Origin of the sequence: Sphingobium sp. D43FB, from assembly GCF_002312805.1 — a bacterium.
Taxonomy (GTDB): Bacteria; Pseudomonadota; Alphaproteobacteria; order Sphingomonadales; family Sphingomonadaceae; genus Sphingobium.
In genome coordinates this window covers 83,514-105,284 of the sequence record NZ_NMUA01000017.1, presented here as the reverse complement: position 1 = coordinate 105,284, position 21,771 = coordinate 83,514, and the positions used below count along the sequence as shown (strand labels likewise).

20 protein-coding genes and 1 pseudogene are annotated in these 21,771 nt (G+C 62.7%); 17 read left to right on the top strand and 4 right to left on the bottom strand.

All coding sequences use genetic code 11. The annotated features are described in order from the left end of the window. From SxD43FB_RS15225 to SxD43FB_RS15200, 6 genes and pseudogenes are all read left to right on the top strand, one after another. Nucleotides 1–133 (top strand): annotated as a pseudogene (locus tag SxD43FB_RS15225) (IS5/IS1182 family transposase); the annotation flags it as partial. Between the two features lie 164 nt (nucleotides 134–297). Then, nucleotides 298–996: a carbonic anhydrase gene (locus tag SxD43FB_RS15220; protein WP_037477288.1), complete on the top strand. Its 699-nt coding sequence runs from the start codon at nucleotides 298–300 to the stop codon at nucleotides 994–996. A 3-nt stretch (nucleotides 997–999) separates the two neighbouring features. Further along, complete coding sequence (locus SxD43FB_RS15215; protein ID WP_096062921.1) at nucleotides 1,000–2,496, top strand: SulP family inorganic anion transporter; 1,497 nt, start codon at nucleotides 1,000–1,002, stop codon at nucleotides 2,494–2,496. Nucleotides 2,497–2,762: 266 nt separating this feature from the next. Beyond that, nucleotides 2,763–3,587 carry a TorF family putative porin gene (locus SxD43FB_RS15210; protein ID WP_096062920.1) on the top strand — a complete coding sequence of 275 codons (825 nt, stop codon included), beginning with the start codon at nucleotides 2,763–2,765 and terminating at the stop codon, nucleotides 3,585–3,587. 181 nt (nucleotides 3,588–3,768) lie between these two features. Next, a complete protein-coding gene (locus SxD43FB_RS15205; protein ID WP_037477295.1) occupies nucleotides 3,769–4,479 on the top strand; it encodes a response regulator transcription factor in 711 nt (236 codons plus the stop codon). Nucleotides 4,480–4,487: 8 nt separating this feature from the next. Beyond that, a complete protein-coding gene (locus SxD43FB_RS15200; protein ID WP_037477296.1) occupies nucleotides 4,488–5,804 on the top strand; it encodes an ATP-binding protein in 1,317 nt (438 codons plus the stop codon). Nucleotides 5,805–5,810: 6 nt separating this feature from the next. Here SxD43FB_RS15200 and SxD43FB_RS15195 read toward each other — a convergent pair whose 3' ends face one another. Further along, entirely contained in the window at nucleotides 5,811–7,460 is a 1,650-nt protein-coding gene (locus SxD43FB_RS15195) for an alkaline phosphatase family protein (RefSeq protein ID WP_096062919.1), read from the bottom strand. Between the two features lie 76 nt (nucleotides 7,461–7,536). Here SxD43FB_RS15195 and SxD43FB_RS15190 point away from each other — a divergent pair, with 76 nt between their 5' ends. The 10 genes from SxD43FB_RS15190 (at nucleotide 7,537) to uraH (ending at nucleotide 17,871) form a co-directional block, all read left to right on the top strand. Beyond that, nucleotides 7,537–9,561, top strand: coding sequence for a protein-disulfide reductase DsbD domain-containing protein (locus SxD43FB_RS15190; RefSeq protein ID WP_096062918.1), 2,025 nt, complete (start codon nucleotides 7,537–7,539; stop codon nucleotides 9,559–9,561). Next, the gene (locus SxD43FB_RS15185; RefSeq protein ID WP_096062917.1) at nucleotides 9,561–10,298 is read left to right on the top strand and encodes a TlyA family RNA methyltransferase; all 738 of its coding nucleotides are present in this window, start codon (nucleotides 9,561–9,563) and stop codon (nucleotides 10,296–10,298) included. Before SxD43FB_RS15190 ends, SxD43FB_RS15185 begins: the two co-directional genes overlap by 1 nt. A gap of 88 nt (nucleotides 10,299–10,386) precedes the next feature. Beyond that, nucleotides 10,387–11,433 (top strand): efflux RND transporter periplasmic adaptor subunit, encoded by a 1,047-nt coding sequence (locus SxD43FB_RS15180; protein WP_096062916.1) that lies wholly within the window; start codon nucleotides 10,387–10,389, stop codon nucleotides 11,431–11,433. Between the two features lie 8 nt (nucleotides 11,434–11,441). Next, a complete protein-coding gene (locus SxD43FB_RS15175) occupies nucleotides 11,442–14,546 on the top strand; it encodes an efflux RND transporter permease subunit (protein WP_096062915.1) in 3,105 nt (1,034 codons plus the stop codon). Between the two features lie 22 nt (nucleotides 14,547–14,568). Next, nucleotides 14,569–15,117 carry a TspO/MBR family protein gene (locus SxD43FB_RS15170; protein WP_096062914.1) on the top strand — a complete coding sequence of 183 codons (549 nt, stop codon included), beginning with the start codon at nucleotides 14,569–14,571 and terminating at the stop codon, nucleotides 15,115–15,117. Nucleotides 15,118–15,161: 44 nt separating this feature from the next. Beyond that, a complete protein-coding gene (locus SxD43FB_RS15165) occupies nucleotides 15,162–15,461 on the top strand; it encodes an accessory factor UbiK family protein (RefSeq protein ID WP_096062913.1) in 300 nt (99 codons plus the stop codon). 42 nt (nucleotides 15,462–15,503) lie between these two features. Continuing rightward, nucleotides 15,504–16,010 (top strand): YbjN domain-containing protein, encoded by a 507-nt coding sequence (locus SxD43FB_RS15160; RefSeq protein ID WP_037477312.1) that lies wholly within the window; start codon nucleotides 15,504–15,506, stop codon nucleotides 16,008–16,010. A gap of 4 nt (nucleotides 16,011–16,014) precedes the next feature. After that, nucleotides 16,015–16,824, top strand: coding sequence for a pyrroline-5-carboxylate reductase (gene proC / locus SxD43FB_RS15155; RefSeq protein WP_096062932.1), 810 nt, complete (start codon nucleotides 16,015–16,017; stop codon nucleotides 16,822–16,824). A gap of 61 nt (nucleotides 16,825–16,885) precedes the next feature. Then, complete coding sequence (locus SxD43FB_RS15150) at nucleotides 16,886–17,389, top strand: asparaginase domain-containing protein (RefSeq protein WP_037477612.1); 504 nt, start codon at nucleotides 16,886–16,888, stop codon at nucleotides 17,387–17,389. A 77-nt stretch (nucleotides 17,390–17,466) separates the two neighbouring features. Next, a complete protein-coding gene (gene uraH, locus SxD43FB_RS15145) occupies nucleotides 17,467–17,871 on the top strand; it encodes a hydroxyisourate hydrolase (RefSeq protein ID WP_255245745.1) in 405 nt (134 codons plus the stop codon). Nucleotides 17,872–17,957: 86 nt separating this feature from the next. Here the strand turns inward: uraH and SxD43FB_RS15140 are convergent, their stop codons facing one another. From SxD43FB_RS15140 to SxD43FB_RS15130, 3 genes are all read right to left on the bottom strand, one after another. Then, on the bottom strand, nucleotides 17,958–18,485 hold the full coding sequence (locus tag SxD43FB_RS15140; protein ID WP_037477608.1) for a CarD family transcriptional regulator: 528 nt from the start codon (nucleotides 18,483–18,485) through the stop codon (nucleotides 17,958–17,960). 241 nt (nucleotides 18,486–18,726) lie between these two features. Further along, nucleotides 18,727–19,065, bottom strand: coding sequence for a ferredoxin FdxA (gene fdxA / locus SxD43FB_RS15135; RefSeq protein ID WP_037477607.1), 339 nt, complete (start codon nucleotides 19,063–19,065; stop codon nucleotides 18,727–18,729). A gap of 332 nt (nucleotides 19,066–19,397) precedes the next feature. Next, the gene (locus SxD43FB_RS15130) at nucleotides 19,398–21,446 is read right to left on the bottom strand and encodes a PBP1A family penicillin-binding protein (RefSeq protein ID WP_096062912.1); all 2,049 of its coding nucleotides are present in this window, start codon (nucleotides 21,444–21,446) and stop codon (nucleotides 19,398–19,400) included. Between the two features lie 108 nt (nucleotides 21,447–21,554). Between SxD43FB_RS15130 and SxD43FB_RS15125 the strand changes: the two genes are divergently transcribed. Further along, nucleotides 21,555–21,752, top strand: coding sequence for a hypothetical protein (locus tag SxD43FB_RS15125; protein ID WP_037476610.1), 198 nt, complete (start codon nucleotides 21,555–21,557; stop codon nucleotides 21,750–21,752). Nucleotides 21,753–21,771: the final 19 nt, after the last annotated feature.

Genomic DNA, 21,771 nt, shown 5'->3' with positions numbered 1-21,771 from the left:
CTGCTTCAAGCTGCTTGGTCAGCGCGTCATGGCCCGCACCTTCGAGCGTCAGATAACCGAGCTCAAAGTCCGTGCTGCAATCCTCAATCGCTTCTCGCAAATCGGCACACCAAATACTGTCCGCGTCGCGTAGTAATCTCAAATAAAGCCCGCAGCAAACCTATCAGGAGTTATGCAACAAAGCCCATCCAGACATGTTTTTTAACAAAGCCGCTGCGACGCAGCAAAACCCGACCTCTATTGTCCGAGACTGAGCCGGTGCCCCCTGACCGGCATAGCAATAGAAGGATAGACCCCATGAACGAGCTTCTAGGCCGCGTCTTCAGCTTCGAAAAGCATGTGTTTCCCAATGAAAGCGCGCTTTACAATCGGCTGGCCAGCGATGGGCAGAGCCCCAAGGCGCTGATGATCTCCTGCGCCGACTCGCGGATCGTGCCCGAACATATCATGCAGGCACAGCCGGGCGATCTGTTCGTCTGCCGCAATGCTGGCAACATCGTGCCGCCGCATGCGACGCAGAATGGCGGCGTCACTTCCACCGTCGAATATGCGGTAATGGTGTTGGGCGTGCGCGACATCATCGTGTGCGGGCATAGCGACTGCGGCGCCATGAAGGCGATGTCGACCAATGCCGACCTCTCCAAAATGCCCAACGTGGCGGCTTGGTTGCGTCATGCCCATGCCGCGCAGCAGGTTTGCAGCGAAAGCTATCCCGACACGCTGACCGACGCGGAAAAGTTGCGCAACATGGCGTTGGAAAATGTCGTCGTCCAGCTGGCCCATCTGCGCACCCATCCATCGGTCGCTTCGGGCATCGCGCGTGGTGATATCGCCCTGCACGGTTGGTATGTGGACATTCACGCCGGTCAGGTCTTGGGCCTCGACGGCGATACCGGCCGCTTCATGCCGCTCCGTGAGGATCAGCCAATGCCGATCGCGCTTCCCCACGCCCGTCGACTGGCTGGCGATGGCGAATATGCCCTGGCGGCGGAGTAAATCATGCTGAAAGCCTTTTCCGGCGGCACCTTCGGCCGCGACTTCACGGCGTCGATCGTCGTCTTTCTGGTGGCGATGCCGCTCTGCATGGGCATTGCCATTGCCTCCGGCGTTCCGCCGGAAAAGGGTCTGATTACCGGCATCATCGGCGGCATTGTCGTTGGCCTGCTGGCGGGTTCTCCGCTGCAGGTCAGCGGACCCGCCGCTGGCCTTGCGGTCATCGTCTTTGAAATCGTCCGCGAGCAAGGTCTCTCCGCACTTGGGCCGATCCTGATTCTGGCAGGTGCTATACAGGTGGTCGCGGGCCTGATGCGCGTCGGCGGTTGGTTTCGTGCGATTTCGCCGGCCGTCGTCCATGGCATGCTGGCTGGCATCGGCGTGTTGATCGTTGTTGGCCAATTCCATGTGTTATTCGATGATACGCCCCTGTCGAGCGGTCTAGCCAATTTGCTGGCCATGCCTGCGCAGTTGCTCGGTCTCTCCACTGGCGACACGGTAACGGCCTTCACCGTCGGCCTGGTTACCATTGGCGGCATGCTCGGCTGGGAGAAGTTCCGCCCTGCGTCGCTGAAGCTCGTCCCCGGCGCACTGGTGGGCGTCTTGCTTGCGACCCTGGTTGCCTTCTTCCTCGCCCTTCCCGTCGCGCGGGTCGTGGTGCCCGAATCGATCGTGGCGGCTGTGAGCCTGCCGGACGCAGGGTTGTTCGCGACGATGATGGACCCCGCCGTCATCACGATCGCCATCGCCATTGCGTTCATTGCCAGCGCCGAAACATTGCTGTCGGCCGCTGCCGTCGACCGGATGCATGATGGCGTGCGTACCGATTACAACCGGGAACTGAGCGCCCAGGGCGTCGGCAACCTCCTGTGCGGCTTTGCCGGTGCATTGCCTATGACCGGCGTTATCGTTCGCAGCTCGGCCAATGTGCAGGCGGGCGCAAAGACCCGCATGTCGGCGGTTTTGCACGGCGTCTGGATTTTGGGCTTTGTCGCCTTGCTGCCTTGGCTGCTGCGCGAAATCCCGATGGCGGCTCTGGCGGGCATTCTGGTCGTGACCGGTGTGCGCCTCGTCAGCGTCGATCACGTCCGGCACCTGCTTCACCGCTACGGCCCGTTGCCCGCGATCGTCTGGGCGGCCACGCTGATCTGCGTGGTTACCATGGACCTGCTGACGGGTGTTCTGGTTGGCATCGGCCTTTCGATGCTGGAACTCATCCCCCATCTGAGCCGCCTGCGCCTCAAGCTGGAGGATGAAAGCCGGGGTGATGCGCATGAAGTGGCTCTGCGCGGCAGCGCGACCTTCCTGACGCTACCCAAATTGTCGGCAAAGCTCGATTCGTTGCCAAAGGGTGGCCTTGTCATCCTCAATGTCGAACGTCTGGGCCATATCGATCATACGACCGCAGAGATGGTCCGCGAATGGGTCGAGCGTCGGCGCGGCAGCGGGCTTCCGGTGGAATTGTTCGGTGCGACCGGACGGATGCGCCAACTGGTCGCCTGATTTTTCAAAATATCGGGCGATACAGGGTGTCGCCGCGCCACTACCCCCGGCGCGGCGGCATTTTTTTGATTTTGTATCAGCGTGGCAAGCATTGAACTGTGCCCGTTATGCAACAGCGATGCGCGCCATCTCGCAGATGCGAGAAAAACCTGTTTGACTGTGGGGCTATTTTGAATAGGCAAGGGGCATCCACCGGCACTGAGAGCGCAAGCAACAGACTTTCGGGTTGAGTGGAAGCAGGACGGAACATTCTTTCGTAAAGGGGAATGTTCATGAAGTATAAAATCGCCTGTGCCGCCCTCGCGCTCATGTCCAGCGTACCGGCCTTTGCTCAGGAAGAACCCACCAGCCCCGTCACCGTGACCGGCAGTGTAGCGATGGTCTCTGACTATCGTTTCCGCGGCGTTTCCATGACGGACAAGGGTATGGCTATTCAAGGTGGCTTGACTGTCAGCCATGAATCCGGTGCTTATGCTGGTGCCTGGGGTTCCAATCTTTCAGGCTGGGGCACATTCGGCGGCGCGAACATGGAACTCGACCTGTTCGCCGGTTACGCTATTCCGCTCAACGAGACGACGACGCTCGATGTTGGCTTGACTTGGTATATGTACCCCAGTGGTCTCGACATCACTGATTTCGCAGAGCCTTATGTCAAGCTTTCCAGCCAAATCGGGCCGGTCAAGGGTTTGGTCGGCGTTGCTTACGCGCCTAAGCAGGAGGCGCTCGGTAACTGGTCGAATACGCCGCAGAGCCGCGTGGGAGATAAGGAAGACAATCTCTACATCTGGGCAGATGTTGGCGGTTCTGTGCCTAACACGCCGGTCACTTTGAAAGCGCATCTCGGTTATTCGAATGGTAACCCAGGCCTGGGGCCAAATGGTACGTCGCTGGCGCCAACCGGTAAGTATGTCGATTGGCTGGTAGGCGCGGATGTCGCTGTTCCGGGTACGCCGCTTACGCTGGGTATCGCCTATGTGGATACGGATATCGCGCGCGTCGAGGAAAATTATCTGCGTCCGAACTTCTCTGACGCTGACGGTTCTTCGATTGCCCGCAGCCAGGTCGTCTTCTCCATCTCGGCCGCTTTCTGATAGCGTAAGGAACGCCGGGGCCAGCAATTGGTCCCGGCGTTTTCGCATCTGCGTGGCTTTGCTTCACGCATGACAAATTGTTGCTAAGCCGCTGGCAAGCATCCCGTGCGTCTGATCCGGTTGACCCCCGAAACGGTCGGCCCTATCCCATCGCCATGACATCACGCGCCTTGCAGCATTCATGACCGCTCCGTCGATCATCCTCGTCGAAGACGACCCGCCGCTTCGCACCCTGACCGCCCGTGCTTTGCAGGAGCATGGCTATGAGGTGCGTCCCGCTTCGTCCGGCCCGGAAATGTGGGTGGCGTTCGATGCTGGCCCTGTCGATCTCGTCGTGCTCGACGTCATGCTGCCTGGCACCAATGGCATCGACCTGTGCCGTCAGATCCGGCGCAAGAGTGATGTCCCCATCATCTTCATCAGCGCCAAGGGCAGCGAAACGGACAGGATCGTGGGTTTGGAATTGGGTGCAGATGATTATCTGCCCAAGCCATTTGGTACGCGCGAACTGATCGCCCGGATCCGGGCTATCCTGCGCCGGGTGGGACTTGAGCGTGGCCCGGACGAACATCGCGAGAATGAAGCGCGTTTTGACGGCTGGGTCGTCAATTTCCCTCGTCGAGAATTGCGATCCCCGACCGGCGGGCTGGTCGATCTGACTGGCGCGGAATTCGATCTGCTCGGCAGTTTTCTTAGTCACCCGCAGCGGGTCATCGCCCGTGAGCGCCTGATCGAATTGTCGCGGACCCGGATGGGCGACAGCAGCGACCGCAGCATCGACGTTCTGGTCAGCCGCCTTCGCCGCAAATTATCTACCGAGGACCGAGGAGCCCCGATCACGACCGTGCGTGGTGTCGGCTATATGTTCAATGCAGAGGTCAGCCGCGCTTGAGGTGGCACATGCACGGATCGCTGGGGCTGGTTGGCCGCCTCTTCGCGATCCTGCTCCTGACCTTGACGTTGGAATTTGCCGTCGGCACGCTCATCTACGAACGGGCAAGCCAGATATCGCTGCAGGATGACGAAGCACGGCGGCTGGCCGAACATCTGGTCATCGCCCGCAAATTATTGACCGAACAGCCGCCTGCTGAGCGGCGCGCCATGGGCGTTCAACTGACCACCGATCGCTACGATGTTCATTGGTCGGCTGCATCGCCGCCGCCCCCGCCGCTGTCGCCGGAACTGGAACGGATGCGGCAGCAGATCATCGCGTGGGAGCCGACACTCGAACGCTCGCGCCTCTGGCTGCGGCTCACATCGCCCAGCCGCCACTCGGAAATCAATGGCGGACTGCAACTGCCCGACGGCAGTTGGCTCTATTTCGGCATGCATCATGGCGGCGGCAAATGGGCCTTCACCATTGGCCGAATGGGCCTCGCCCTGATCCCGGTGCTGGCGCTGTTGGTGGCGGGATGGATATTGATTCGTCGCACATTGGCACCACTACGGGAACTGACGCGCGCAACGGAAAAGATCGGGCTTGGTGCCGAAGTCATCCTGCCGGAAGCGGGAACCAGCGACGTGCGCGAACTGATCCGCGCTTTCAACGCGATGCAGACCCGCATCCATCGCCTAATCAACGAACGCACCGAGACATTGGCGGCGGTCGGCCATGACCTGCGCACCCCGCTTTCCCGTTTGCAGTTGCGGCTGGAAACGGTGCGGCAGGACGATGTCCGCGAAGCCATGGACGGCGATCTCGAAGAGATGGGTGCCATGATCGAATCGCTGCTCGATTTTCTGGGCGGCGAGAAGAATCCTGAGCCTCTGGTCCGGGCGGACCTGGCCGTCACGATCGCGACCGTGGTCGATGCTTTTCAGGATCATGGGCAGGATGTCGATTATAGCGGGCCGGACCATCTGGAGATGGAGATCCATGCCTTGTCGCTGCGGCGCGCGGTGCGCAATCTGATCGAAAATGCGCTCCATTATGGGCAGCGGGCGCGTGTCTCCCTGCTGCGGGTGGGGGATGAGGTGCTGATCCGTATCGACGATGATGGCCCCGGCATACCGCGCGACCAGATCGGCGAAGTGCTTAAGCCTTTCGCCCGGCTCGATACCGCGCGGCAGCGGAATACGCGCGGTCTGGGGCTGGGGCTGGCGATCGTGCAGAAAGCGGTGGAACTGGAACGTGCGCAGTTGACGCTGATCAATCGCCCCGAAGGCGGGCTGCGGGCAGAAATCTGCCTGCAGCGGCCCAAGAACGTGCGGCGCTAACGCCGCTTATTTTCCCGCGCAGCTATCTCCCTCGCCCGCGATCAGATCCAGGCAGCGCCCATCGATCTGATCCTGCGCGATCGGCAGCCCGATCAGCGCGGCCAGACTGGGCATGATGTCCACCGTCTCGACGCCCAATGGCTGTTCGAAGCCGCGCATGTCCTTGCGCCAGAACAGGATCGGTACGCGACGGTCACTATCCCATGGGCTGCCATGCGTGGCGACTGAACCCATTACGGCCTGTTCGGGGATCGACATGACCCGCGATTTGAGCAGCAGGAGCAGGTCGCCCGACCGCGTCAGATCGAAGCTGGCCCGCGCCTTGTGGATCAGAGTCCAGTTTTCGGGCGGACCGGCAGGAGAGGGGGTGGCAGCGATTTCCGCCTTGGTAAAGGCAGCGGCGACCTGCGGATGGGCGCGTAGCAGCGCGAGCGTGGCAGCCTCCACCTTCGCGCGCTGGGCGGACGTCAGCCCTTTGTCGAAATAAAGGTCGCCCGATGGGCCATCGCTCCAGATCAGGGTCTTGCCCGCCAGGCCGGTGCGCTGCGCTATGGCCGCGTTCAGCGCCTTGGGCGTGAGCGCGGTGTCGACGCGGCTTTCCATCGGCATGGCGTTTAGGCGATGCCGTTCGGGCAAGTCATGCCCGCCATGATCCGCGGTCAGCACCACGACATAATCGATGCGGTCCTTGTCGAGCCGGTCGAAAAAGGCACCCAGTTCCCGGTCCAGACGATCGACCTGGATACAGCTTTCGGTCCCTTCGGTGCCGTAGCTATGGCCGATATAGTCGGTGGCGGACAGGCCGATGGAGATGATGTCGGTCTGCGCCTGCTGACCCAGCGCCATCGTCTCGACGGCGGCCGCCGCGAATGCGAGCGTCATGGCATCCTGTTCCGGCGAGATGCGAAAGCCCTTATAATCGCCCGCAGCACGCGCAAAGCGACCTGTGCCCACCGTGCGGTCGCCTGCGCGTACCGCAAAATCCTTGGCCACGCATTGAGCTGGCAGGTCGAAGCCAAGGGTGGGCTGCGCCAGTTGCCGGGCCATCGCTTCATTGACCTTGGCTACGAGCGGCGGGGTGGCGACGCCCTGGTAGCTGACATAGCCCTGCGGTCCGCCAAGCCACCACACTTGGTCGGCGGTCGGCCCGCCCATCATGATAGCGGCCCGATCCTTGCCGGAAATCGACACCACGCGGGTCGCCAGATTGGCGGCTTTCATGCGTCCGCCCAATGTCGGCACTTTGAGATGTACGGGCGACGCGACATAGGCGTCGCTGCTGCTGCCCGGCTGGGCTTCGTCTTCGGCGCAGTAGACCGCTTTGTCGGGGCGCGCGGCGTTCAGGTCGAACCAGCTATTGGCGATGATGCCCGTGCGCGACGGGCGGCTGCCGGTCAGGATGGTGCTGTGGCCGGGGCAGGTTTCGGTTGCGGCATGGCTTTGAAAGCCGTTCGGAAAGACCGCGCCCTGGGTCAGTCGCTTGAGACCGCCGCTATAATATTGGCGATATTCGCTGAACAAGTCGGCGGAAAATTGATCGACGCTGATTGCGACGATCAGCTTCGGCGGAGCGGCGGTTGTCGCCGGGGCAGGCGTCTGCGCCGCAATCGGCATGGTGGTGGCCAGCAGCAGGGCGGCGGCGACATGTTTCAACATTTCCTGTACCTTCTCCAGCCTTGACGGCGAACGCCCCCGGACCTAGCCCGCTCTCACCCACTCGACCAGAGGCCCGATGCGGATTTTTCATGGCATATTGATGACGTTGGCGCTGCTGTTCGCCGCGCCCGCTGCGCTGGCCCAAGGCGCGTTCGGAGGCGGGGCACCGCATATCGCCGCGCGGCTGGTGGCCGAAAGCGCCACGCCGCAGCCCGGCAAAGGCACGACCATCGCCTTTGCCATGACGCCGGAGGCAGGATGGCACGGCTATTGGGAAAATCCGGGCGATGCAGGCCTGGGGATGAGCGTCGAATGGACGCTGCCGAAAGGCGTCAGCGTTGGGGCGTTGCGTTACCCCGTCCCTGAAACGCTGCTGATCTCCGGCCTGATGAACCATGTGTATGAAGGCCCCTATGGTATATTGGCGAACCTGACCGTCGCGCCCGACGTGGCACCGGGCACCCGTTTGCCGGTCCGGGTGAAGGCGCAATGGTTGGCTTGCACCGACAAAGTGTGCGTTCCTGAACGCGGGGAAATGGCGCTCGATCTGGTGGCAGGCGAGGGACAGGCCAGCGCCGCGGATCGCGCTCGGTTCGACGCCTGGCGCACGCATCTCCCCCGGCCGTTGGGCAGTATGGCGACCTATGCCATCGTCGACGGCAAGCTGCGCGTCTCCGTGCCGTTTCCGGCGGATGCAGAGGCGCGCGATGTCCATCTCTTCCCGTTGGCAGAGGGCCTCACCCGCTACGCCGCGCCGCAAAGCATCACCCGCGATGGCGATCGCCTGCTGATCGAGACGGATGCGGCCGAAGGCGGCAAGGGCGGTAATGTTCAGGCGGTGTTGCGAACCGGCGAGCATGTCGGTTTCCTGCTGACGGCGCAGCCGGGCGCGGTTGCCGCATCGTCGGGCGGGGGGCAGGCGGTGGCGATCCTGGCCGCGCTCGGTGGCGCCTTGCTTGGCGGCTTGCTGCTCAACATCATGCCCTGCGTCTTTCCGATCCTGGGCCTCAAGGTCATGAAACTGGCCAAGGCGGGGGGCGACGAGCGCGTGGTCCAGCGGGAGGCGTTGGCCTATACGGCGGGGGTGATCATGACCTGTCTTGCCCTTGGTGGCGTTTTGCTCGTCGTGCGTGCAGCAGGAACGGCGGCGGGCTGGGCGTTCCAGTTGCAGGACCCACGCATCATTCTGGGCTTGCTGCTGCTGGTGACGCTCATCGCCTTCAATCTGGCAGGCCTGTTCGATTTTCGTGCGATCGGCGGCGGTGATCGATTGGCGGGGAAGGGTGGCTTGGCCGGGTCGTTCTGGACCGGCGCGCTGGTCGCTTTCGTCGCGACTCCCTGCACGGGGCCGTTCATGGCGGCTGCCATGGGCGCGGCGCTGCTGCTGCCGCTGGTTGCTGCGCTGGCAGTGTTTGCTGGCTTGGGGCTGGGACTGGCGCTGCCCTTCCTGCTGCTCGCCTATGTCCCCGCTTTGCGGCGGGGTTTGCCCAAGCCCGGCGCGTGGATGGGCCGCCTTCAGAAAATTCTCGCTATCCCGATGTTCCTCACCGCGCTTGGCCTTGCCTGGCTATTGGGGCAGCAGCGCGGCGTGTCGGGCATGACGATCGGTCTGGCGGCAGCGCTCCTGCTGGCGCTTCTACTCTGGTGGCTGGGCATGCGGCAGCGCGCAGGCCGGGGGGGAGGGCTGATTGCGGCCTTGCTCGGTGTGGTGTTGCTGGCCGCAGCAGCGGTGACATTGCCGACACAAGCCCCCGCGGAAACAGCAAGCGCCAATCGCGTCGCGTTCGATGAGGCGCAGCTGGCCAGTCTGCGCGCGGCGAACAAGCCCGTTTTCCTCTATTTCACCGCCGACTGGTGCCTGACCTGCAAGGCCAATGAAGCCGCCGCCATCGACCGTGCCGAAACGCGAGCGCGTTTCGAACAAGGCGGTGTAACCGTCATGGTTGGCGACTGGACCAATGCCGACCCCGCCATTACCCGCTTCTTGGAAGCGCAGGGCCGTTCAGGCGTGCCGCTCTACCTCTGGTATGCGCCGGGTAAGGAGGCGCAGACCTTGCCGCAATTGCTGAGCGTAGCGACGCTGACCGGACTGGTACGCTGATGGCCAAGATACGCGCCGATCAACTGCTCGTCGATCTGGGTCTGGCGGAAAGCCGCGCCCGCGCGCAGGCGTTGATCCTGGCAGGCCATGTCTTCCTCGGCGATCGCAAGGTGGAGAAAGCCGGTCAGCAGGTCGCGCCGGACGCTGCGATCGACGTGCGCGGCCGCGACCATCCCTGGGTCTCGCGCGGGGGCATCAAGCTTGCCCACGCGCTTGATACATTCGCCATCGACGTGACCGGTCAGGTCGCGATCGACGTGGGCAGTTCGACCGGCGGCTTTACCGATGTGCTGCTGACCAATGGCGCGGCCAAGGTCTATGCGGTCGATAGCGGCACCAATCAGCTCGCCTGGAAATTGCGTTCCGACGATCGGGTGATCGTCCACGAACAGACCAGTGCGCGTATATTGACGGAAACGCATATCCCGGAGCCGGTCGACTGCATCGTCTGCGACGCGAGTTTCATCGCTTTGTCCAAGGTGCTGGAACGCCCGCTGACCTTTGCCCGGCCCGGCGCGGCCCTGGTAGCGTTGATCAAACCGCAGTTCGAAGCGGGACGTGGCGAAGTCGGCAAGGGCGGGGTCGTGCGCGATATCGCGATCCACGATCGGGTTTGCGCGGAAGTTCGGGCATGGATCGATGCGCAGGGTTGGACCGTTATCGGCCTGACACAAAGTCCGATTACGGGTCCACAGGGCAATGTCGAATTTCTCATCTACGCCCGGCTTGGTGGATAAACGCCCCATGTTCGTTTCTCGCCAGTAAGTTCATCCAGCGGCAAAAGGTCATGTTGTGCCGCTTGCAAAGGCCCGTTAGCCCCCTCCTATGCGATTTCCCCATCTCCTCGCCTTTACAGCGCTTTGCCTTGCCGGTTGCGGCAGTGAAAAGGCGCAGCAACCACGCGCCGTTCCGCTGGTGGAGGCGGAACCGGTCGCCACCGCAACCTTTACCGACCGTCTGGAAGCGGTCGGCACGGCCCTCGCCAACGAGCAGGTGGTGTTGTCCGCGCCGGTGACGGAGCGGATCACATCGATCAATTTCGCTGATGGCGCTTACGTCAAAAAAGGGCAGGTGATCGCAACGCTGGCGGTTGGCCAAGAAAAGGCCGAGCTTGCGGCCGCCGAGGCGCAGGCTTTGCAGGCTCGCCAGCAGTTGGAGCGGGTCCAGTCGCTCAAGACCCGCGGCTTTGCAACCGCGTCGTCGCTTGATCAGCAACTCGCGCTGGCCAACGCAGCGCGCGCCACTGCCGATCAGGCGCGCGCGTCGATCGGCGACCGGGTGATCCGCGCGCCCTTCGCGGGTTGGGCCAGTCTGCGGATTGTCTCGCCCGGTGCGATCGTGTCCGCAGGCACCGCCATCGCGACGGTCAGCGACGTGTCACGCATCAAGCTCGACTTCACCATCCCGGAGACACGGCTATCGTCGATCCAGGCCGGTCAGTCGATCAAGGCTATTTCCGCCGCCTGGCCCGACCGGCCCTATACTGGCACGATCGCGACGATCGATCCGGTGATCGACCCCGCCACGCGGGCAGTGCGGGTCCGGGCGATCTTGCCTAATCCTGACCGGACGCTGAAACCTGGCATGTTGCTGACCGTCAGCGTCGCATCGCGCCAGCGCCAGTCACTGGCCTTGCCCGAACTGGCGATCGTCGGTGATGGCGAAGACCGGTTCGTGTTCCTTCTCGAAGGTCGCAAGGTGAAGCGGGTCAAGGTCGATACCGGCATTCGCCAGGATGGACAGGTCGAGATTTTGGGCGGCCTGAAGGCGGGGCAGCAGGTCGTGACCGAGGGTGTGGTGAAACTGAGCGATGGCGCGACGGTGCGCCTGGCGGGTGACAAGCCAGCGCCTTCGCGCAAGCCTGCGGGCTAGAGGCCGCCATGCAACTGTCCGATCTCTCCGTTCGCCGCCCGGTCTTCGCGGCCGTCATTGCCATCTTGCTCTGCATCGTCGGCGTAGTCGGCTATTTGAGCCTGTCGGTGCGGGAATATCCCGATACGGACCCGCCGATCGTCTCGGTGGAAACAGGATATACTGGGGCCGCCGCGTCGGTGGTCGAAACCCGTATCACCCAGTTGATCGAGGATGCGGTCGCGGGCGTCCAGGGGATCAGGACGATCACCTCCCGGTCGCAGGACGGCACATCCGACATCAGCATCGAGTTCGATCCGTCACGCGATATCGATACGGCGGCTAATGACGTGCGCGACCGTGTCGGTTCCGTGGTGGAGGACTTGCCCGAAGATGCGCTGGCTCCGGAAATCCGTAAGGTCGATGCGGATGCGCGGCCGATCCTGTTTCTGGCCTTCTCCCGCCCCGGTTGGACATCGATTCAACTCAGCGACTATATCGACCGCAACGTTGCGGACCGCTTCTCCGCCATCGATGGTGTGGCGCGGGTTACCATTGGCGGCGAGGCGCGGCCCTCGACCCGTGTGTGGATGAATGCCGAGCGGCTGGCCGCCTTCGGCCTGACGCCAGCCGACGTGGAAAACGCCCTGCGTGCGCAGAACGTCGAACTACCCGCCGGTCGCTTTGAATCGAAAGACCAGAATCAGACGCTGCGCGTCGAGAGGGCGTTTGCCACGACCGCGCAGTTCGCCAGCTTGGTCGTCGGCCGTGGTGCCGACGGATACCAGGTCAAGCTGGGCGACGTCGCGCGGATCGAGGAAGCGGCGGAAAACCCCTATAACAGCTTCCGATCCAACGCCGGGACGGCCGTGGGATTGGGCATCGTGCGCCAGTCGGGTGCCAATACGCTGGACGTCGCCGACAAGGCGAAGGCTTTGGCGGAGGAATTGCGACCGACCTTGCCCGAAGGCATGCGCGTTGCCGTCGGGTCCGACGAGTCCCTCTTCATCAGCCGTGCCATCGCCAACGTCTACGACACGCTGATCGAGGCGGCGCTGCTCGTCATTCTCGTCATCTTCCTGTTTTTGGGCTCGGTGCGGGCTACCATCATCCCGGCCATCACCGTGCCGATCTGTCTGTTGGCGACCTGTGCTGTCATGTGGTTGGCGGGCCTGTCGATCAACCTGCTGACATTGCTGGCGTTCGTGTTGGCCATTGGCCTCGTCGTGGATGACGCCATCGTCGTGCTTGAGAATGTCTATCACCGCATCGAACAGGGCGAAGATCCGCTGGTCGCATCCTATCTTGGTACGCGGCAAGTAGGTTTCGCCATCATCTCGACCACTTTGGTCGTGTGTGCGGTGTTCGTGCCGGTGATGTTCCTGGCCGGACAGACGGGGTTGCTGTTCCGTGAACTGGCTATCGCGATGGTCGCGGCCATTGCTTTTTCCGGCTTCATTTCCCTCAGCCTCGCACCGATGCTCTGCTCCAAATTGCTCAACAATGCGGAGCGCGGGCGTTTGGCGCGCTGGGTCGATGCACGGTTTCAGAGGATCGAAGGGGGCTATCGCAAGTGGCTGGACCGGGTGCTCAACAAGCCCCTGATCCCACTCATCGGGGTCGGCCTTTTCCTCGCCATTGCAGGCGGTTTGTTCACCCTGTTACCCAACGAATTGGCACCGGCCGAAGATACAGGTGTCGTCGACAGCCAGATCAGCGCACCCGAAGGCACCGGCTATGCCCGGATGCTGACCTATATGCGCAAGATCGAGGATGAACTCTCGCCGCTGCGCAAGGATGGCACGCTTCAAAATCTGATTATCCGCACGCCAAGCGGCTTTGGTACCACCGACGACTTCAACGGCGGCAATGTCATTGCCTTCCTCCGACCATGGGAGGATCGCACGATCACCACGGCGGAAGTCGCGACCATCATCAACAATGTCATCGCCAACCAGCCAGGCGTGCGCGGCAATGCCGCACCGCGCTCTGGCCTGGGACGCGGGCGCGGCTTGCCGGTCAATATCGTGCTTGCAGGCTCTACCTACGAAGGCCTGGTCGCGGCGCGCGATCGCATCACGGCCGCCGCCGCCAACTATCCGGGGCTCATCAACCTCGACAGTGACTATAAGGAAACCAAGCCGCAAATGCGGATCGACGTCGATCAGCAGCGCGCCGGTGATTTAGGTGTGTCGGTCAACGATGTCAGCCAGGCGCTGCAAAGCCTGCTCGGTTCCCGCCGTGTGACCACCTATGTCGATCGGGGCGAGGAATATCGAGTCATCGTGCAGGCCGAAGACGAAGGGCGTCAGACCCTCGCCGATCTGGAACGCATCAATGTCCGCACCCGCACCGGGGCGCTGGTGCCACTGTCGTCTGTTGTGACGGTGCGCGAAGTCGCAGGGCCACGTCAGCTTAACCGATTCAACAAGTTGCGCGCGATCACCTTAACCGCGGCCCTCGCACCCGGAACCTCGCTTGGTGACGCGCTCACATTTCTGGAGAATGAAGCAAGGCAAGCGCCCGAAGTGCTGGCCATCGGCTATCGCGGCGAAAGCCAGTCGTTGCGGGAAACCGGCGGGTCGATCTGGTTGATTTTCGGCCTCACCATCCTCGTCGTCTTCCTGCTGCTCGCCGCGCAATTTGAGAGCTTCATCCATCCCGGCGTCATCATCGCCACCGTGCCGCTCGCCGTGGCCGGCGGCGTGATCGGGCTGATCATCACCGGGGGCACGATCAACCTCTATAGCCAGATCGGTATCGTCATGCTCGTGGGGCTGGCAGCGAAGAACGGCATTCTGATCGTCGAGTTCGCCAACCAGTTGCGCGACGAAGGCATGGAGGTGGGGCAGGCCATTCGCGAGGCCGCGACCCGCCGCCTGCGTCCCATCCTCATGACCTCTATCGCGACGGTCATCGGCGCGGTGCCGCTGGTCATAAGGGGCGGCGCGGGAGCGGCGGCGCGCCAGTCGATCGGCGTGGTCATCGTATCGGGCGTCAGCCTGGCGACGCTGATCACATTGTTCCTCATCCCCATCTTCTATTCGCGCGTTGCCAAGCGCACGGTTTCCCCGCAAACCGTCGGCCGAAAGCTGGATTCGGCGCTGAAGGACGCGCCTGAACCGGCGGAATGAGGGTTATGGAGAAGCGTTGCCGATGAACGAGATCGCGTCCCCCGGCCAGTTGCGCCTTGCTTATCTGCGTTGGTCCCTGCTTACCGTTCCGGCCATTGTACTGTTAGGCTTCCTGTCGGGGCGCCTCGCCAACAGCGGCTATGGCAATCGTTGGTTCGATGCGCTGGAAAAGCCCGCATTGATGCCGCCCGGCTGGCTGTTCGGTGTCGCCTGGACCATTCTCTACATATTGATGGGTCTGGCGCTGGCTATCGTTCTGCATGCGCGCGGCGCGAAGGGGCGGGGGCCGGCGATTGTCCTGTTCCTGATCCAGTTGCTCATGAACCTTGCTTGGTCGCCGCTCTTCTTCCGCGCGCATCAGGTCGGCAGCGCGCTGGTGCTGATACTCGCGCTGATCGTTGTTGTCGCGATAACCATATGGCTGTTTGCCCGGATACGCCGTGTCGCCGGTTTGCTGCTACTCCCCTATCTGGCGTGGCTCGCCTTTGCCTCCTTCCTCAATTATGAGATCGGGCGGCTCAATCCCGATGCCGAGACCCTTGTCGCACCGGCGCTTAGCACCCAGATATGATTTTTGGCGCAGGTTCCATCGCGCCGCCGCAAAGGACAAGAGCAATGCAGAGCGAAAACCGCTTTTTCGACGATCTGGCCAAGCTGGTGAACGGTGCCGCCGGTACGGTTGCGGGCATGAGCCGCGAGTTCGAGGCCAATGCCCGTGAAAAGGCCAAGGAATGGATTGGCGGCATGGAGTTCGTGTCGCGCGAGGAATTTGACGCGGTCAAGGCCATGGCTGCCGCCGCGCGGGAAGAGGTTGAATTGCTCAAGGCCCGCCTCGACGCGCTGGAGGGGCGGACGTCCGAACCCGTCACCAAGACGGTCAAGGCGAGCAAGCCAAAGGGAAGCGACGCGCTCTGATCCTGTCTGTCCTTTCGCCTTATCCGGTGATAAGGCGCGGCGATGATGGATAGTGACGAGTTTGAACATGGCGGTCAGGAGGCCGCTCCGATCGATATGCTGGCCGCCTTTTACGAGGCGCATGGCTGGAGCTACGAGCAGGTTGGCGAGGATGAGATCGTCGCCAACACGCAAGGATCATGGGCGCAATATGAATTGCGCGGCATTTGGCGCGATGAAGACCAAGTGTTGCAGCTATTGGCCATGCCTGACATCCGCGTCACCGATGAGAAGCGCAGCGTCATTTACGAAACGCTGGGGCTGATCAACGAACAGCTTTGGCTTGGTCATTTCGAACTCTGGTCCTCCAGCGGCATCATCCTGTTCCGTCATGGGGCGCTGCTGGGCGCAGGAGGCACGCTGACGCTCGATCAGGCGCAACTGCTGGTCGAAACCGCCATTGATGAATGCGAACGCTTCTATCCCGTGTTCCAGTTCGTGTTGTGGGGCGGCAAATCTCCGTCGGAGGCGATTTCCGCTAGCCTGATCGAAACGCGTGGCGAAGCGTGAGTCGATGACGATTTGGCCCGATCACCTCTTTCTCGTCGGCTGTGGCAATATGGCGGGGCAGATGCTGTCGCGCTGGCTTGCCTGCGGCCTTGATCCCGCGCGCGTCACGGTGCTGCGTCCCAGTGGCAAGGCGGTGGCTGATGGCGTGGCGGTGATGACGGATTATCCCGCCGCATTGCCTGCTGGAACCACGGTGCTGCTCGGCATGAAACCCTATCAGATTGGCGATGTCGCGGAAGCACTTGCGCCACTATGCGCGGCTGACACAAGGATCGTGTCGATCCTGGCGGGCACGCTTTTGGCTGATATGCGCGCGTATTTCCCGCAGGTTCGGGACATTGTGCGGGCCATGCCCAATTTGCCCGTGGGGCTGGGCGAGGGCGTGACCGCGCTGTTCACGGATAGCCGCACTGCACCCCCGGCGAGGGATGCCGTCGATGCCCTTATCCGTCCCTTGGGCCTTGCCGAATGGGTGACGGACGAAGCGTTGTTCAACCAGGTCACGGCGCTGTCGGGATGTGGTCCTGCCTTTGTGTTCCGCTTCATCGACGCGTTGGCCAAGGCAGGCGAAGCGCTCGGCATTCCCGCCGATGAGGCCGGTCGGATGGCGCTGGCGACGGTTCAAGGTTCGGCCAATATGGCGGCCCGCGCCAGCGATAGCCCTGGCCAGTTGGCCGATCGAGTTGCCAGCCCCGGCGGCATGACGCGCGAAGGCATGAACGTCCTCGACGCCGATGACCGTCTGCGCACGCTGCTGATCGACACATTGACGGCGGCGCGGGATCGCGGCGAAGCGATGGCGCGGGGGGAATAGGCTGGTTCCGGCACGGGCGGATTTGCGCTAGGGGCATGTCTTCCCTGTTTGGAGCTTTCCCATGCTGTCGCCCGACACCCCCATATTGCTGCTGACCACCGGCGGAACGATCGACAAAGTCTATTTCGATGCGCTGTCCGACTATCAGGTGGGCGAAACGGTGATGGCCAAGCTGCTGGACGTGGCGCGGGTCAAGCGGCCGTTTCGGATCGAGGAAGTGACCCGCAAGGACAGCCTTGAACTGGACGATCGCGATCGCGCGCTCATCTATGCGCGGATTGCGGCCGCGGCGGAAAAGCATATCGTCATCACCCATGGCACCGATACGATGACGGATACGGCCAAGGCGTTGGCGGGCATCGAGGGCAAGACGATCGTACTCGTCGGCGCGCTCGCGCCCGCGCGCTTTGGGGAGAGCGATGCGAGCTTCAACCTCGGCATGGCCTTCGCCACTGCGCAGGTCGCGGAACCCGGCGTCTATATCACCATGAGCGGTTCCGTGTTCCGCGCCGACAAGGTCGTCAAGGATCGCGCCAAGGGGGCCTTCGTGTCGATACCAACCTGACAGCCATGGCCTTTCGGGTTGGTTTACCGCGTGGTCGAGCCGTTTAAATCAGCGACATACGCAGGATCAGGACCAGCATGATGCGTCACAGGATTGCCGCTACCTTAGCCCTCTCTCATCTGGCGACGCCTTTGGGCGCGCAGGCGTCGGATATTTCCACCCATGTTCTCGATCTGGCGCAGGGCGTTGGTGGGGCCGACATTCCTGCGACGCTGGAGCGCAAGGATGCGGCCGGCAACTGGACCCGCGTCGCCACCGCGCGCACCGATGGCAATGGACGCATCCGCAGCTTTGGCGAAGGGATCGATACGCCGCCCGGCATCTATCGCATCAGCTTCGACATGACGGCCTATACAGGGTCGGCGGCGAAGCCATTTTTCCCGGAAATCAGCGTCACGTTCCGCGCCGACGAGGCCAAGGCCCATTATCATGTGCCGGTCGTCGTCAGCCCCTATGGCTATAGCAGCTATCGCGGCAATTGATGGGCCCGGACGAGGAAGGGGCGCCCCGATGATATCGGGACGCCCCTTTTTCTTCGGCCTGCCGCTAGCGGCCTAAGCCAGCCAGGTCAGCCTTCGACCTTGGCATATTTGGGTGCGGCTTCGTTGAGGATCGCGAGGATTTTCTTGAGCGCGGTAGGCTCGTCGGTTTCCTCCATCGCGGCCAGTTCGCGGGCGAGACGGCTGGAGGCCGCTTCGAAAATCTGACGCTCGGAATAGCTTTGTTCGGGCTGGTCATCGGCGCGGAACAGGTCGCGGGTCACTTCGGCGATCGAAACCAGGTCGCCCGAATTGATCTTCGCTTCATATTCCTGCGCGCGGCGCGACCACATGGTGCGCTTGACCTTTGGCTTGCCCTTCAATGTTTCCATCGATTCTTCGAGCGTCTTGTTGGACGACAGCTTGCGCATGCCGACGCCTTCGGCCTTGTTAGTCGGTACGCGGAGCGTCATGCGCTCTTTTTCGAAACGGAGCACGTACAGCTCCAGATCCATGCCTGCAATCTGCTCTTTCTGCAGTTCGATTACACGGCCTACGCCATGCTTGGGATAAACGACATAATCACCAACGTCAAAGGACAGCGCTTTGGCAGCCATTTGCAACCTTTCCAATTCAACCGGGGAACGGGGCCGACGCAGGGCACATGCGATAGGGGTCACATGCAGGGAAGACCGCGACACCACCGTCAAGACATGAAGCTAATACTCCAGGGGCGAGCGCATATGCCCGTCCGTTGTGACGGCTTTTAGCAGATTCGTAACAAAATTACCACCCCCGGACATAAAGGGCGGGCGTGTGGCGCAAAATGGGACGGCGAAGGCGGCGACAGCGCGCCCGTCAGCTACCCGTGCCGGGTTCGGGCGAGAAGAACTGTTCCAGCTTGTTCTCGACGCCCTTCATGGCGTCGGCGTCAGCCGGGGCATCGCCCTTGACCGTGATGTTGGGCCATTCGGCCGAATATTTGGTATTCAGCTCCAGCCATTTTTCCAGGCCATTTTCGGTATCGGGCAGGATCGCTTCGGCCGGACATTCAGGCTCGCACACGCCGCAGTCGATACATTCGCTCGGATTGATGACCAGCATATTCTCACCCTCGTAGAAACAATCCACGGGGCAGACCTCGACGCAATCCATATATTTGCAGCGGATGCAGTTGTCGGTCACGACATAGGTCATTGTCTGGTCACTCTTGGTTGGAAAAGCGCGGTCCTGCTATGCGCAGGCACGGCCAAGGTCAATGAGGATAATGTTGCCGGGGGTTTAGGCCCGGTTTCCTGCGGCACGACTCGAAAGTTCACACCGTCGCTGAGCTGCATTGGGCAGGGGACGGGATGTGCGCGTGATGATGCGAATCCGGCGAAGTTCACACCGTTGCTGAGGCGCGTTTCGCGAGGGGCGGGTTAACGATGGGAAGCAGCTGGGCATGACGGGAATTAGCATGATGGCGGTGATGTAGGACAGGCCATTGCCGCTTCTTTTGTTCCGCAGTTCCATCGAAAGGCCGAGGATCAGGGCGCGCCGTCGACTTCCTCCGGCGGCTGGGTTGGGGCGATGCGCGGAGGCGGGATGCCGGCCGGTGCGGCGGGTTCGTCGATAGGCAGGCGGATCTGACTGCCGCCTATATTGACGGTCATCCCGTCCTCATCGACGCCCACGCCGACATTGCCGATGCCGGTTTCCACCGTGATGTTGGCGATGGCGTTGACGAGGTCGGCGTCCTGGGTTTCTTCGGGCGCGTCCGCGACCGGTTCGTTGATCGCGCCGCTCATGAAGTTGCGCCAGATGCGCGCGGGCATGCCGCCGCCTGCTGCGCCGCCGGGGAGCGGCTTGTTATCGTCATTGCCGACCCAGACAGCGGTAACGAGGCCGCCCGCATAGCCCACGAAAATGGCGTCGCGGCTGTCCTGCGTCGTGCCGGTCTTGCCAAAGGTGCTGGTGCGCAGGGCGGCTGCGCTGCCCGTGCCGCGATTGGCGGCGGAGGAGAGGAGGTCGCGGATCATCGCCAGTTCGTCGTCATCGAAAGAGCGTTGGCGCTCCATCAGCCGTTCGAACCAGCCCCGTTCTTCGGGCGGCAGGCCATGGGCGAGGACGGGATAAGCCCCGGCCGCGACCGCCGCATAGGCCTCGGCCAGTTCGATCAGCGGAATTTCCGACGTACCGAGCGCGAGGCTCAAATCCTCGGTCAAAGGCGCGGTGATGCCCAGGTCGCGCGCGACCTTGATCACGGCATCGACGCCGACCTTTTGCGTGAGGCGAATGGCGGCGACATTGCTCGACGCGGCGAAGGCCTGACGCAGGCTGATGCGGCCGCGATATTTGCCGCCATGATTGGCCGGACGATAGCTGCCGGTGGTGATCGGCGTGTCGTCGATCATGTCTTCGGGTGTCATGCCCGCGCGGAAGGCGGCGAGATAGACGAACAGCTTGAAGGTCGATCCGGGCTGGCGCTTGGCCTGCACCGCGCGGTTGAAGCTGCTCTTGCCGTAATTCTTGCCGCCGACCATGGCGACGACGCTGCCGTCGGGCTTCATCGCGACGAGCGCGGCCTGCGCGCCGCCCAGCGGCGCACGGCGGACGGCGGCTTCGGCGAGGCGCTGAATGCGCCAGTCGAGCGTCGTTTCGATCTTTTGCTCGCCATAGACCGCGCCCGCACGGTCGCGCGCCTGCGGCAGCACCCAGTCGGCGAAATAGGTGCCGGTGGTGGCGTCGGGCACATCATGAACGTTGAGGCGGGCAGGCGGCAGGGCGTTGCGCTCTGCCTGGGTCAGATAGCCCGCATCGACCATCGCCTGCGTCACCAGCGCAGCGCGCGCCCGCGCGCCCTTGAGATTGCTGGTCGGCGCGAGCCGTGAGGGGGCTTTGAGCAGGCCCGCCAGCATTGCGGCCTGCGGAATGGTGAGGCGGTCTGGCGAACGGTTGAAATAATGACGGGCGGCGGCGCGCAGGCCATAGACATTATCGCCGAAATAGACGTTCGACAGATAGCGTTCCATGATCTGGTCCTTGGTCAACCAGGCCTCCAGCCAGAGCGCAATCATCGCTTCGCGCGCCTTGCGCCCCATGGTGCGGTCGCTCGACAGGAACACGCCCTTGGCGAGTTGCTGGGTGATGGTGCTGCCGCCCTGAGACGAGCCATCCGACCAGAGATTATGCCAGGCCGCGCGCGCGATGCCGCGCGGGTCGATGCCCCAATGGCTGGCGAAGCGGCGATCCTCGATCGCCATGAACGCCTGGGGCACATGGGCGGGGAGGTCCGCCATCGTCACCGGCGTATCGATGACCGCGCCGCGCCGGGCGATAAGGTGGCCATCGGCCGACATCAGGCTGAGGCTGGGCGGGGCGATGGGCTTGAGCGATTGCGACAGCGGCGCGGTGATAGCGAGCCACGCGATGGCAATCATGAGCAAGGCGAGGCCCGCCGCCATGATCCAGCCCAATATCTGCAGTCGCCGCCGCCATGGCGTGGGCGGCGCAAAGGCGCTGGGCGGCCCGGCACCGAATTCGCGGGGCGGCGCTGGCGGTTCGGCGGAGGCGGACTCAGTCATCGGTGCGGCCATGCTGTGTTATTCGGATGATACAGTCAAGCCTGTCCCGCAGCGGGACAGGCGCAAATTGGCCATCATAAGCGATGGCACAAATGGTAAATAATGCGTTAACCCAACATCATGCGAAATCGAACCCTCGTCCTCACCACAGAATCGGCCCGGCACCCCTTTCGCCAGAGCCTCCCCGCCCATGTGCTGCGCGTCATGGACAAGATGCCCAAGAGCAAAGCGCGGACGGTGGACGACGATAGCGACTGGAAGCTGTTTGGCCTGAGCTTCTGCGCCTTCTTCACCGCTTTCTACAGCTTCATTTCCTGAAGCCCTGAAAGCCAGGGCG